11 protein-coding genes and 1 other RNA gene are annotated in these 13,382 nt (G+C 38.8%); 3 read left to right on the forward strand and 9 right to left on the reverse strand.

Going from position 1 to position 13,382, the window contains the following annotated elements:
• Positions 1-52: 52 nt before the first annotated feature.
• Positions 53-2,212: an NAD-dependent DNA ligase LigA gene (gene ligA, locus ACFIJK_RS05565; protein ID WP_375627087.1), complete on the forward strand. Its 2,160-nt coding sequence runs from the start codon at positions 53-55 to the stop codon at positions 2,210-2,212.
• A 604-nt stretch (positions 2,213-2,816) separates the two neighbouring features.
• On the opposite strand, the gene ACFIJK_RS05570 is transcribed toward ligA, so the two are convergent.
• Genes ACFIJK_RS05570 through ACFIJK_RS05580 form a run of 3 tightly spaced genes read right to left on the reverse strand, consistent with a single transcriptional unit; the run spans position 2,817 to position 6,139 of the window.
• Positions 2,817-4,643, reverse strand: coding sequence for an aminopeptidase P family protein (locus ACFIJK_RS05570; protein ID WP_375627089.1), 1,827 nt, complete (start codon positions 4,641-4,643; stop codon positions 2,817-2,819).
• A 17-nt stretch (positions 4,644-4,660) separates the two neighbouring features.
• Positions 4,661-5,530: a 50S ribosomal protein L11 methyltransferase gene (locus ACFIJK_RS05575; RefSeq protein WP_375626105.1), complete on the reverse strand. Its 870-nt coding sequence runs from the start codon at positions 5,528-5,530 to the stop codon at positions 4,661-4,663.
• A gap of 27 nt (positions 5,531-5,557) precedes the next feature.
• Positions 5,558-6,139, reverse strand: a complete 582-nt coding sequence (locus ACFIJK_RS05580) for an SCO family protein (RefSeq protein ID WP_375626103.1) — start codon at positions 6,137-6,139, stop codon at positions 5,558-5,560.
• 136 nt (positions 6,140-6,275) lie between these two features.
• On the opposite strand from ACFIJK_RS05580, the gene ACFIJK_RS05585 reads away from it, so the two are divergent.
• Entirely contained in the window at positions 6,276-6,905 is a 630-nt protein-coding gene (locus ACFIJK_RS05585) for a DapH/DapD/GlmU-related protein (protein ID WP_375627092.1), read from the forward strand.
• Between the two features lie 55 nt (positions 6,906-6,960).
• On the opposite strand, the gene ACFIJK_RS05590 is transcribed toward ACFIJK_RS05585, so the two are convergent.
• The 5 genes from ACFIJK_RS05590 to ssrA form a co-directional block, all read right to left on the reverse strand.
• On the reverse strand, positions 6,961-9,300 hold the full coding sequence (locus ACFIJK_RS05590) for an ATP-dependent helicase (protein ID WP_375627094.1): 2,340 nt from the start codon (positions 9,298-9,300) through the stop codon (positions 6,961-6,963).
• 120 nt (positions 9,301-9,420) lie between these two features.
• Positions 9,421-9,672 (reverse strand): ribbon-helix-helix domain-containing protein, encoded by a 252-nt coding sequence (locus ACFIJK_RS05595; RefSeq protein ID WP_273788067.1) that lies wholly within the window; start codon positions 9,670-9,672, stop codon positions 9,421-9,423.
• A gap of 10 nt (positions 9,673-9,682) precedes the next feature.
• A complete protein-coding gene (locus tag ACFIJK_RS05600) occupies positions 9,683-9,865 on the reverse strand; it encodes a DUF4169 family protein (RefSeq protein WP_273788068.1) in 183 nt (60 codons plus the stop codon).
• A gap of 8 nt (positions 9,866-9,873) precedes the next feature.
• Positions 9,874-10,419 (reverse strand): SspB family protein, encoded by a 546-nt coding sequence (locus tag ACFIJK_RS05605; protein ID WP_375626097.1) that lies wholly within the window; start codon positions 10,417-10,419, stop codon positions 9,874-9,876.
• 181 nt (positions 10,420-10,600) lie between these two features.
• Positions 10,601-10,957, reverse strand: a transfer-messenger RNA (tmRNA) gene (ssrA, locus tag ACFIJK_RS05610).
• A gap of 97 nt (positions 10,958-11,054) precedes the next feature.
• Between ssrA and ACFIJK_RS05615 the strand changes: the two genes are divergently transcribed.
• Positions 11,055-11,360 (forward strand): DUF2853 family protein, encoded by a 306-nt coding sequence (locus ACFIJK_RS05615; RefSeq protein ID WP_375627097.1) that lies wholly within the window; start codon positions 11,055-11,057, stop codon positions 11,358-11,360.
• 67 nt (positions 11,361-11,427) lie between these two features.
• Here ACFIJK_RS05615 and ACFIJK_RS05620 read toward each other — a convergent pair whose 3' ends face one another.
• Positions 11,428-12,735, reverse strand: a complete 1,308-nt coding sequence (locus ACFIJK_RS05620) for an MFS transporter (protein ID WP_273790760.1) — start codon at positions 12,733-12,735, stop codon at positions 11,428-11,430.
• Positions 12,736-13,382 lie beyond the last annotated feature (647 nt).

The raw sequence follows: 13,382 nt of genomic DNA on the forward strand, positions 1-13,382 counted from the left end.
GGAGGCGCGGAGATCATCCTTGTGGCAGTGCTCGTAATTTGGAATAGATTTTATGAACAAAGATGCAGATAAAAATCTCACAGCTGTTGAAGCAGAAAGTGAATTAGAGTGGTTGGCAAAAGAGATTGCACGTCATGATGTGCTTTATAATCGTGATGATCAGCCTGAAATTTCTGATGCAGAATATGATGCTTTGCGCCGCCGTAATGCAGAAATTGAAGCTCTTTTTCCAGAGCTTATTCGTGTTGATTCTCCTTCACATAAAATTGGGGCACCAATTTCTGAAAAGTTTGAAAAATCTGTTCATGCACAGCCAATGCTTTCACTGGATAATGCGTTTAGCTTTGAAGATGTTACTGAATTTGTTGAGCGTATTCGTCGTTTTTTACGGCTTCCAGAAACACAGGTGTTGGAAATAACAGCGGAGCCAAAAATTGATGGTTTATCTTTGTCTTTACGCTATGAAAAGGGGCGGCTTGTGGGGGCGGCAACGCGTGGGGATGGAACTGTCGGTGAAAATGTGACGGCAAATGCCCGAACCATTGCTGATATTCCACAAGTTTTGCAAGGTGATTTTCCTAATATAATTGAGGTGCGTGGTGAAGTTTATATGGGGCGGGAAGATTTCCAAGCATTAAATATCAGCCAACAAGAGAAGGGCAAGTTAACCTTTGCCAATCCTCGAAATGCGGCAGCTGGTTCACTCCGTCAGCTTGATTCACGGATAACCGCTAGCAGAAAGCTTCAGTTTTTTGCTTATGCTTGTGGTGAGGTGAGTGAAATATTGGCAGAAAGTCAAATGGAGATGATGAAAAAGCTAAAAGAATATGGCTTTGTTATCAATCCATTAACAAAAGCCTTTAAGACGTTAGAAGAAATTATTTCTTATTATCACGATATCGAAGAATGCCGTCATTCTTTAAGCTATGATATTGATGGTATTGTTTATAAGGTTAATGATTTGATGCTCCAAAAGCGCTTGGGGTTTGTTTCTCGTTCGCCGCGTTGGGCAATCGCGCATAAATTTCCAGCAGAAAAGGCGATAGCGCTTTTGAAAGATATTGACATTCAAGTTGGTCGCACGGGAGCTTTGACACCTGTTGCACGTCTTACGCCTATTACTGTTGGTGGAGTGGTGGTGACCAATGCTAGTTTGCATAATGAAGATTATATTAAGGGAATTGGTCATAAAGGAGAGCCTATTCGTGAAGGACGTGATATCCGTGTAGGCGATAGCGTGATTGTACAACGTGCTGGTGATGTGATCCCTCAAGTTATTGATGTTATTATTGAAAAACGCCCGAAAGATGCTGCTGTCTTTATTTTTCCTCATTTGTGTCCAGCTTGTGGGAGTCATGCTGTTCGTGAAGTGGGAGAAGCTGTGCGTCGCTGTACAGGGGGGCTTATTTGTCCTGCACAGGCGATTGAGCGTATTCGTCATTTTGTTGCGCGCAATGCTTTTGATATTGAGGGCTTGGGTAAAAAACAGGTAGAGTTTTTTTTCTATGCTCAAGATGAAGCGCTTTGTATTCATACACCAGCTGATATTTTTACTTTAGAACGTCGCCAAGAAAAATCTTTGATACGTTTAGAAAATATAGAAGGTTTTGGGACTGTTTCAGTTCGCAAATTGTATGATGCCATTAATGCACGTCGCGAAATTCCTTTAAGCCGTTTTTTGTTTGCATTGGGGATTCGCCATGTTGGAGAGGTGAATGCACGCCGCCTTGCGCGTACTTATAAAAATTATACAGCTTTTGAAACTGCGGCTATGGGAGCACTTATGCCACGTGATGAGATTAATACAGAAGGAAATGAGGCTTGGATAGAGCTTACCAATATCGAAGGAATTGGACCACAGGTAGGGAGCGCAATTGTTGATTTTTATCAAGAAGCGCATAATCGTGAGGTTTTGTCTGTTTTACTTGAAGAAGTAACCCCTCTTGATGAGGAGCCTATCACGACAGCTTCTTCCCCAATAGCAGAGAAGACAATTGTTTTTACAGGAACTTTGGCGCATATGTCACGCGATGAAGCAAAAGCATTGGCAGAGCGATTAGGGGCCAAAACATCTGGTTCACTTTCTAAAAAAACAGATCTTCTTGTTGCAGGACTTGGAGCGGGCTCCAAATTGGCTAAAGCTGAAGAATTAGGTGTTGAGGTTATCGATGAAGAGACTTGGCTACAGTTGATTGAGGAACATGATGTTTAGAGGGCGTTTTCTAGAAGATGCGTATGCTGTTTGTATGGTTATCTCTCTTACATTTTGGGGGGCTGGAATCAAAAAGGGGATAATAGGGGTTGTTTTTTTGCAAAAATAGAGCGCCATATATTTTGATATTTATTAAGTTATTAAAAAAACATTGAATTTAAATATTAAACTTAAACTCTTATAATTAAGAATATACAAGGTTATTGTTAGTAAAAGATATACGTTATCACTGTGAAGCAAGGTAAAAATTGTAACTAAATATGCAGAACTTTTGAATTTAAACGGCGTAATAAGCTGGTTATAATAGGCATTTTAGAAATGAGACGCGGAGGATTACAAAATATAATGAAAATTTCTATATAGCAGAATAAGGCTATAACTCATGTGAAGATGGTGGAGGATAGTTGATAAGCATTATCTGTTACAAGTGTATTCCGTTTTGTTTCAATTTGGAAAGAGCTTTTATCCTATCGGTAAAAAAACTTGAAGTATTTTATAGAAGCATTTTTTGTGATTGCTGATGGTGAATACGCACTTCTCTCTTTAAAAGAGTAGGGTATGGTGTTTTTATAAGAAGCGTTAGAAGATATTTGTGTTGCCTCATTTAAAGGGGTAGTGTTGCCTCTTTTGCCCATTTTTTATCTTCTTCATTTAAGTAAGGTGCATTCATCTGATAAACGCGCGCATGGTAATCATTGAGCCATTGCCGTTCTTCTTGTGTCAAAAGCTCTGGGAGAATGAGTTTTCGATCAATAGGGCAGAGTGTAAGTGTCTCAAACGAAAGCATTTCTATATCCCCGCCATCAATTTTTTGTTCTGGCTTTACAATTATCAAATTTTCAAGACGAATACCAAAAGCACCTTCGCGATAATATCCTGGTTCGTTTGAAAGAATCATACCGGAGATGAGTTCTTGGCATCCTTTGCGGGAAATATTTTGTGGTCCTTCATGAACAGAAAGATAAGACCCAACACCATGACCGGTGCCATGAGCATAATCAAAACCAGCCTTCCACAATGCAATGCGCGCTAGAATATCAATGTCTTGTCCGCGGGTTCCTTTTGGAAAGTAAGCCGTTGAAAGAGCAATCATACCTTTGAGGACAAGCGTGAAACAGCGCTTTTCTTCTTCTCCAATATTCCCAATTGCTACTGTACGTGTGATATCTGTCGTTCCATCACGATATTGTCCGCCTGAATCAACAAGATAAAGTTCACTCGCATTGAGTTGTTTATTTGTTTGTGTCGTTACACGATAATGAATAATGGCGCCATTTTCTCCTGCTGCTGAAATTGTATCAAAAGAAAGATCTTTGAGTTCTTCTCCCATTTCTTTTGCTGTATTTATGCGAAATTCTTCTAATTTTTGAGCAGCAGAAATTTCACTTATTGACCCTGGTGTTTGTTTATCTAACCAGGAAAAAAAACGGGTTAGGGCAACACCATCGCGTAGATGCGCTTTGCGTGCACCATTGAGTTCTGTGTCATTTTTAATGGCACGTGGTAGAGCGGCAGGATCGGTAAGTGTGATGAAAGAGCTATTGTTTTCTTCAATAACAGTTCGTAATTTTTCGCATGTTAGCTGTGGATCTAATGCAAACACTGTCCCTTTTTGAATATACTCTTTGATCTTTGGAATAAGCTGTTCTGGTTCATATAATTTTGCATAACGTTCCAGATATTGTTTCTGTTCTACACCAAGTTTTTTGCTGCTAATGAATAAGGCTGGTGTTTCGTTAAGTGGAATGAGAGCAAAACACAAGATAAAAGGTGTATTGGAAACATCACTGCCCCGTATATTGAATATCCATGCAATAGAGGAGGGATCTGTAAAAATAAAGGCATTTGCATGAGTTTTCTGTATATCTTTGTAAATCAAAGCGAGTTTTTTATCCGTATCGCACCCAGCATATTTGAGAGGGTGAATTGATAAGGCAGATTGTGGAAATGGTGGCTGATCATGCCAGAGCAGGTCAATGGGATTATGTTGAACTGCTACAAGTTTTCCACCGGCTTCTATCTCTAAAGATTTTTTCAACGTTGCTGTAGCGGCAATCGTGTGGAGCCATGGATCAAAACCAATAGAAAGTTTTTGACCATTTTTTTCAAGCCATTGTGAGGGAGGGCAAGTTATGAGATCTTCATAATCAAAAATATCAGGATCAGTTTGTTGGCGAACTTGGAGCTTATATCGCCCGTCTGTAAATATGATGGCTTTGTTTTTTAAAATCACTGCAATCCCAGCTGATCCAGTAAAGCCGGTTAGCCAGCTAAGGCGTTGAGCATGAGGAGGGACATACTCTCCTTGATGTTCATCGCACCGCGGAACAAGAAAACCATCGAGTCCAAGGCGGTCTAGTTCTTTACGAAGAGAGGCAATGCGCTCTAGAGCATAAGCAGGATTTGTTGTTGCCTCAAAAGATTGATACATAACGACGTCCTTTTCTTTTATTTTAGATGTATCGTAACCCATCCTTGCCGGTGGTATGTTTCGATGTGCTTCAGTCCTTGTTTTATATAAGTCTCCAAAACATGGGCATGTTGTTCTTCAAGAATTCCAGAGAGTATAAGTGATCCCCCTTTTTGAAGTGCTTTTACCACTTCTTGCGCAAGTTCAATAAGCGGATTAGCAAGGATATTGGCAACGATGAGATCAAAAGGGGCTCGTGATGCAATCGCATCATGGGCAAAACCTGTTGCTGTAATAGCTGTGATATATTTTTTTACGCCATTGAATTCGATATTGTGTTGTGCAACTTGAATAGCGACAGGATCAATATCGGATGCAAGAACAGTAATTGGTTTGAGCATTGCTATGCCAATGGCTAGTACACCGCTCCCAGTACCGAGATCAAGTGCATTTTGGGGATTTTCGTGTTTCATCACTTTGGCAATCATTTCTAAACAACCTGCTGTTGTTCCATGATGTCCTGTACCGAAGGCTTGATTTGCTTCAATTTCAATAGGCAAAACATTGGATGGAATGTCGCCTCTATTATGGCTTCCATGAAGAAAAAAAGGTCCAGCATGCACAGGTTTTAGTCCTTCAAGGCTTTTTTGTACCCAATCAATGTTGGGTAAAACTTCCATATTAATTTTATCAGGATCTATAGAAAGGATTTGAGCAAAATGTTTCGAAATATGCTCGTAGTTTTCTTGGTCTACATAGAGTGAAAGTTCATATACAGCATTTTGTTCATCTATCTCTGTAAGAGCAAGAGGATAACTTTCTTCGTCAAAGGCTGTGTCTATAAGGGTATAGAACCGTTCTGCTTCATTTTTAGAAGCAGTATAATAGAGGCGAATTTGTTGCGACATACTGTTCTTTCTTTTGATCGGCTTTTTTTAGTTTAAGATGAGTTTTTTTAACCGTTCAATGGCGATTTCATCTTTTAATTCGCTATCGCTTTCTTTCGTGTCATAACGGATAACGCCAGCTAATTTTCCACCTTTTTTGAGTAAAAAAATTGCTGCTGTATGGTTATATGTATAGTTTCCATCTGTTCCAGGGACTTTTTCAGCAACGATGTTAAAGGAATTGACCATTTTATGAACTTTATCAGGATCTCCACTGATCCCAATGATTTTATTGTTAAAATTACTGAGATATTCATGGAGCACTTCTGGTGTATCACGTTCAGGATCAACAGTCACAAACCATATGCCTAATTTATCGGCATTGGGTCCAAGGGCTGTAAGCCATCGATCAAGATTCATCAATGTCGTAGGGCAGATTTCAGGACACATAGTGAAGCCGAAAAAAACTATTGAGGGCTTGCTTCGAATATCAGCCTCAGTGATATTTCTTCCATTAGAATCAGTGAGTGTAAAATTATCACCTAAAGGCTTATTTGTCAGCGCATCATAAATAAAAATACCTGCAAGAAATATGATTGTCAGCCCCAAGATGCGTATTACATTTTTCATAGTTTGACTCTCTTAGATAGATCACGAAATTGTAACATCGGCAGGTTTGTTTTGCAATCTCTGTTTCATGGTTGATTTTATTGGCTTGATTGGTATGTCTTTCCATATCTATTGATGAAACATTGGTGAGGGATGCATGAATATTGAGAACGATCTTCGACTTCATGAAAGTGAGCCTCGTATCCATACGACAGCACGGCTGCATGGTTGTAAATTAGGGCGCTATGTGGAAATTAATGAACGGGTGAGTTTACGGGATGTAACCGTTGGAGATTTTTCTTATTTAGAACGTAATAGTGAGGCTATTTATAGCAATATTGGGCGTTTTTGTTCTATTGCATCTCATGTACGGATGAATGCGTTGGAGCATCCTATGGAACGCGTTTCAACGCATAAAATAACCTATCGTCCTAATGAATATTTTCGTTATATGGCACTTGATCGTTCTTTTCGCGAAAGGCGTTGTGCAAAACGTGTTATTATCGGGCATGATGTGTGGATTGGACATGGCGCGGTTATTATGCCTGGGGTGAAAGTTGGACATGGAGCAATTATTGGTGCTAACGCTGTTATAACGAAAGATGTTATGCCTTATGCGGTTGTCGCTGGTGTTCCTGCTAAACGCTTGCGGATGCGTTTTCCCGATCATGTGATTGAGTGCCTTTTAGAGATGGCTTGGTGGGATTGGTCGCTTGATAAAATTTACGACGCATTGCCTGATATGCAAAATTTACCCATTGAAGTCTTTGTTCGCAAATGGAAATGATAATCAGAATAAAACAAAATGGTCTCTTGAAAAAACTGATGTAGTTTGCTTTTAGTCAAGCTTTGTTTACAAAATTATCCAGTACACGCTTTTCTCCGGCTTTTTCAAACATTATTGTCAATTTATGATCGTCTATTGCTGTAATATGACCATAACCAAATTTTATGTGAAAAATCCGATCATTGATAGAAAAATCTGATGATTCATGAGAGATTGATTGAGTGATAATTTTCCCTTCAACCGTTTTGTTTTTTTGTGAACGCTTTTGTCTTGCTGTTGCATAGTCAGTATAACAGAAGTCGTGATGTTGAAAGGAAGATTTTCCATAACCACCATAGGATGTTTCCATTTCTACAACTTCTATATGTTTTGCTGGTAATTCATCTAGAAAACGGGAGGGGAGAGCAGGTTGCCAAAGTCCATGAATTCTACGATTAGATACAAACCATATATGCAGGTGTTTTTTTGCTCTTGTAAGTCCAACATAAGCAAGACGCCGTTCTTCTTCTAATCCTGAACGTCCACCTTCATCTAATGAGCGCTGATGGGGAAAAAGTCCTTCTTCCCAGCCAGGAAGAAAAACTGTTTCAAATTCAAGCCCTTTGGCTGAATGAAGTGTCATGATGTTGACCGCATCGGTATTTTCATTGTTTTCAGCATCCATAACCAGTGCAACATGTTCCAAAAAACTTTGAAGATTTTCAAATTGTTCCATGGAACGGATCATTTCTTTAAGATTTTCTAGACGTGTAGGAGCCTCTGGTGAGCGATCTTCTAACCACATGGTTGTATAACCAGAATCATCAAGGATAATCTCGGCAAGTTCTTTATGAGGAGTGTCTTGAAGCATATTTTGCCAGCGGCGGAAGTTTTCAATAAGGCTTCGTAACGCACTGCGTGCCTTAGGCTTTAACTCATCTGTTTCAATGATGTCAGCGGCCGCGGAAAAGAGAGGAACAGCACGTGCTCGCGCACTCTCATAAAGAATGCGCAGGGTTGCATCGCCTATGCCGCGTTTCGGTGTATTAATAACACGCTCAAAAGCTAAATCATCAGCAGGTTGGACAACAACGCGTAAATAAGCCATAGCATCACGTATTTCCATTCGTTCATAAAAACGAGGACCACCAATGACGCGGTAGTTAAGACCAAGCGTTACAAAGCGATCTTCAAATTCACGCATTTGGAATGATGCACGCACCAATATAGCCATATGATTTAATGCATGACCTGTTTGTTGTGCTTGTTCAATTTCTTCTCCGATGGCTCGGGCCTCTTCTTGCGAATCCCATGCTGAATGAACTTTTACTTTTTCTTCCTCATTCTTTATTTGTGCAGAAAAAAGGACTTTGCCCAGTCTTTCTTCATTATGAGCAATGAGATGGGAGGCGGTTTTAAGAATATGGGATGTTGAGCGATAATTGCGTTCTAGACGAATAATTTTGGCAGAAGGAAAATCTTTTTCAAAACGTAATATATTCTCGACTTTTGCACCACGCCATCCATAAATGGATTGATCATCATCGCCAACACAACAAAGATTAACATGTTGACCTTGGGGATGTTGTGCCAAAAGGCGAAGCCAAAGATATTGTGCTGTATTTGTATCTTGATATTCATCGACAAGAATATAGCGAAATTGAGAATGATATTCGCGAAGAATATCTGGATTATGTTGGAAGATAGAGATAGAATGAAGCAGAAGATCGCCAAAATCACAAGCATTAAGATCTTTTAATCGATTTTGATAACTGTGATAAAGTTCGCGTCCCATGCCGTTGCCAAAGGAATGAGAATCACTTTTTGAGATATGTTCTGGTGAAAGTCCTTGATTTTTCCAAGAATCAATCATCGTGGCAAGGTTTCGTGCGGGCCAACGCTTATCGTCTAGTCCCTGAGCTTGAATAAGCTGTTTTAAAAGTCGAAGAACATCATCGCTATCAAGAATTGTAAAGTTTCTTTTTAAACCAACAAGCTCTGCGTGACGGCGTAAAATTTTAGCACCAGTGGAGTGAAAAGTTCCAAGCCAAGGCATACCTTCAACAATTTCTCCAATAAGTTCACCAATACGTATTTTCATTTCACGTGCTGCTTTGTTGGTGAAAGTGACAGCAAGTATTTGCTGAGGAGAGGCAAGTCCAGAGCGTAAAATGTGAGAAATACGGGTTGTTAAAACGCGCGTTTTTCCTGTACCTGCACCCGCAAGAACTAAAAGAGCTCCCTCAGTATTCATAACAGCTTGTTGCTGTTCTGGATTGAGTTGTTCTAAATAGTCCGTGTTATATGATTTTTGTTCTTTTAGAGTATGGGAGAAAAAACCAGAGCTCTTCTTATCATGGTCTGGAGGGGAATCTTCTTCAAAGAAAGGTATGTTGTGATCAGAAAAATTACTCATTATATCTCTTTTGTAGTCTTTTTTTCATTGAAGTTCTAGATTAAAAAAACTTCTCTTAAAAAAGTCACAACAGCTTCAGTTGAATAAACAAAAAGAGAACGTAAAAAATAAGCATAAACATTAAAGGCGTTGGGTGAGAACGCTTTGAAGGGCATAAACGCGTAAGGAAGCCGAAAGATTGACTTGTTGTGGTCTTTTGCTATCAATATCAGTGATAATAAAGGCTAAAGATTGTCCTTTTTTGCGGGCTATATCTTTTAGAATATCTAAAAATGGTGGTTCTAAAGAGACGCTTGTTGCGTGTCCATCAACGCGAACAGATATCTTTCGTGGAATGACTTTTGACCAATCGATAGAATTATTTTCGTGCATTTTTCCACCTTTATTCGTCGTTTCGTAAACGATTTTGATCAAGAAATTTTTGCGTTTTTAAAGATTTTTGTTGCTCAAAAAATTTTTCAGTTTTTGTTCGTCCAAAACGATAACGATTTTGCTCAGCACGAAGAGATTTTTCTGTACGTTTTTTTTGTTTTCGAAATTGGCGAAGATTAATCAATTCAGTCATGAAAAAATTTACTTTTTCCGAAAAGAGTCTAAAGAGACAACATCAGCACTTTGTTTTGTATCGTTATTTGAAGATTCTTTATTTGTACTGAAATTTTGTTCTTTTGTAAGCGTATTTTCTTTTTTTTGTGTGTTTGATAAGGTAATGGGCGTAGTTGAGGTATTTTCTGAATTTTCACTTTCTCCAGAGGCAGGATTTGAGGGCAGATCAAATGCTGCTTCAAATGCTGCTATAGGATCATAAAAGACCTGAATGGAAGTAAAAGGAATCACGAGCTTTTCGGTTATTTCCCTGAAGGAGAGGGTTACTTCGAAAGCTGTTTCTGAAACACTGAGATCTCTAAACTGATGTTGTAAAACGATTGTCATTTGCTCGGGATAGCGATTTTTTAGCCGAGGAGAAATTTTAACGCCTGGGGCATTCGTCAAAAAAGTTATAAAAAAATGATGATTTCCCGGAAGACCTGCTTTGCTAACTTCCGATAAAACTTTACGGATAACTCCACGAAGCGCATCCTGAACGAGAATATCGTAACGGATTTGATCTTTAACCATCGAAGTTTATTCCTTTTATTTCACGTAGCAGAACGGGGCGTATTGATATTGTGTGATAGAATACGTTTTAAAATTAGCAATATTTTGTCTACGATGCACCTCAATAAATCGAATAAATACGAAACTCTATGGTAAATAATGTCTGATAATGTCTGAAAGATCAATCAATAACATTTAAAAAAGTGAAGGCTTCTGTTGCCAGGTGCCTCCGAACCCCGCTTAAACCTGCGATGGTTTAAGACTTAAATTGAAACATTCGCACTGCATTAAGCAGCGAGACGTGCTTCCGCATAGTTGTCATTTGCAACTACTCATTTAGTCCGATAACGGTGGTACTATGCCGAGTAAAAGAGCAATCTTTACGCCCTTGTCGATCCTATTTCGCCCCCACCAAAATATAATTTTGGCCTCTTATATTTTGGTGGAGGCGCCGGGTACCGCCCCCGGGTCCAATGAGTTTATTTCATTGTCCATTTATTACCATAGCTGGTAAACCAGCTCTTTAAATATAGATGAAGAACAGTCTTAGGAAAAGGGGGGGTTGTTAATATTTTTAATGCTCTAATTATTTATGGAGCTATATGACGCGGCTGTAAAGTATAGTCCGCTGATTTTTGGAGAGGAGATGATGCAAAATGACAAATAATCTAGCAGATATTAAATTATATGATTCAAATCCCGATGAAGCAGCAATAGAACGACTTAGCCGTCGTTTAGCTTTGGTGATGAAAAAACAAGATGCATCACTTGTTGCTACATCGGATCCAAAAGAGTTAGAGCAGGTTGAAAAATGGGTTCAAGATGTTTTAGAAGCTGATGAGAAGAGTGCTAAAATGGCTGTCTCAAAAGTGGCTGAAATGATGTCTGGAGAGCGTAGAAAAAGTCGTATGACTTTTTATTATCTAGTTGCTAAGCACCTTAATGCACTTCATAAAATTTAAACAATATTAAATTTGTGATAATGATAAAAAAGCCCAATTTCTTGGGCTTTTTCGTTGATAAAAAGGTTTAATGTTTTTCATCCTCTTGGAGGTATCCCCCTTTACGCATACTCGGGACAAAGAGAAGAGCAATGAATGCCATGATCATCACAACGGTTATATAAAAATAAAAGAGTGATTCATGACCATACTTTTTTAATCCAAGCGCAACGTATTCAGCAGAACCACCAAATAAGGCGTTGCCAATGGCATGAGAGATGCTAACGCCTAATGCGCGTATTGAAGAGGGAAACATTGCTGATTTTACGACACCAGAGATGGATGTATACATGCTCATAATGAAGAGCAAGCCAATAATGACGGAAAAGGCAACCCATATACTATGCGTATTACCGATTATCCAGAGTCCAGGAAATGTAAAGATGACAGAGAGTATACTCCAAATGATAAGTAAAGTTTTTGTTCCAATTTTATCGGCTATGATACCAGCTATGGGTTGGAATAGGATAAAAATAAATAGTACAGCTGTCATAATCGTTGTTGCGGTATGTTTATCAAAGCCGGTGGTTGTGATCAGATATTTTTGCATATAAGTTGTAAAGGTGTAAAATGTGAGTGATCCTCCTGATGCAAAGCATGCAATTACGACAACGGCTTTTGTATGCTTGGTGAGAAGTTCCTTAAGACTGCCAGAGTGTTTGTGAGAGCGGCTTTCTTTCGTGGTTGTTTCGTGGAGAGAACGACGCAGATAAATCGCAATCACTGCCCCGAAACCACCAATCACAAAAGGAATGCGCCATCCCCATGCTTTTAACTGATCTTCAGAGAGATAAGATGCTAGAATAAATATAATGAAGCTAGCAAGAAGTTGACCTGTAATAAGGGTGGCAGATTGGAAAGAAGCAAAAAGCCCACGATGTTTTTTGAGGGCAACTTCGCTCATATAAGTGGCTGCTGTACCATATTCACCACCCGCTGAAAGTCCTTGCATCATCCGAGCTAAAAGTAAAAGGATTGCTGATGTTATTCCTAAGGTTTCATAGGTGGGAAGTATGGCGATGAAAAAAGAGCCACCACACATCATAAAAATGGATATAAGCATCGAGCGTTTACGTCCATAACGATCGGCGACAAATCCTAAAAACCAAGCTCCAATAGGGCGCATAAGAAAGCCAATAAAAAAAACACCCGCGGTTTTTAACAGTGGCGTAATCGTATCACCATCGGAGGGAAAGAATTGTGATGCAAAATAAATCGATGCAAATGAGTAAACGTAAAAATCATACCATTCTACGAGATTTCCTGATGCGCTTGCTATAATAGCAAAAACGCGTTTTCTTGCATCCTGTGATGCTGAAGTTGTTTCATTTTTCATGAATTGTTCCCCTTTTGTATTTATAGTTTATATTTTCTAAACCTAATTGTTTATGATTTCCAGAAAAATTCAATTGTATTATAATAATTCTTAGGGAAACTCTTTAAGATGATTTATTAGAGTCAGGTTGTCATTCGTTTTAAGATTTTTACTTGTGTTATAGAATAAAAAGTTATCACGTTGCATTTAAAGGGAGAGAACATTGAAAAGTAGATCAAGATACCTTTAAACTTTATGAGAAGAATGCAATTATTGGCATACGGGAAGATCATAGAAGAGATGGTCTTTATGAGCAGAAAGCCTAAAAACTGAAGACATTGTATAAAGCTTAAATAATGTAAAAGGGCATTTTTGTGTCCTTACTTATCTTGTTGTATCATAACACATCATCATTTAGGAGGGTGAGGTAAGGCTCAGATAAGGTTTTCCGTATAAGGTGTTTTTTAGATATCGTGATAAATATTTAGGATAGGGCTTGCCTATAGAATCTTATCAAGTAAATTACATAAAGAAGGCAGTAACTATAGACAATTTAAGAGAAACTGTGTTGTTTGTAAGACGAATGCGGGGCGGACTTTTCGTTCTTTATTAGGGTGGAGAGGAGATCAAAAAAAGCCCAATTTCTTGGGCTTTTTTATCCAGAAAAT

The sequence above is a fragment of the Bartonella sp. PS17NMGDW genome (assembly GCF_042193555.1).
Lineage (GTDB): Bacteria > Pseudomonadota > Alphaproteobacteria > Rhizobiales > Rhizobiaceae > Bartonella > Bartonella grahamii.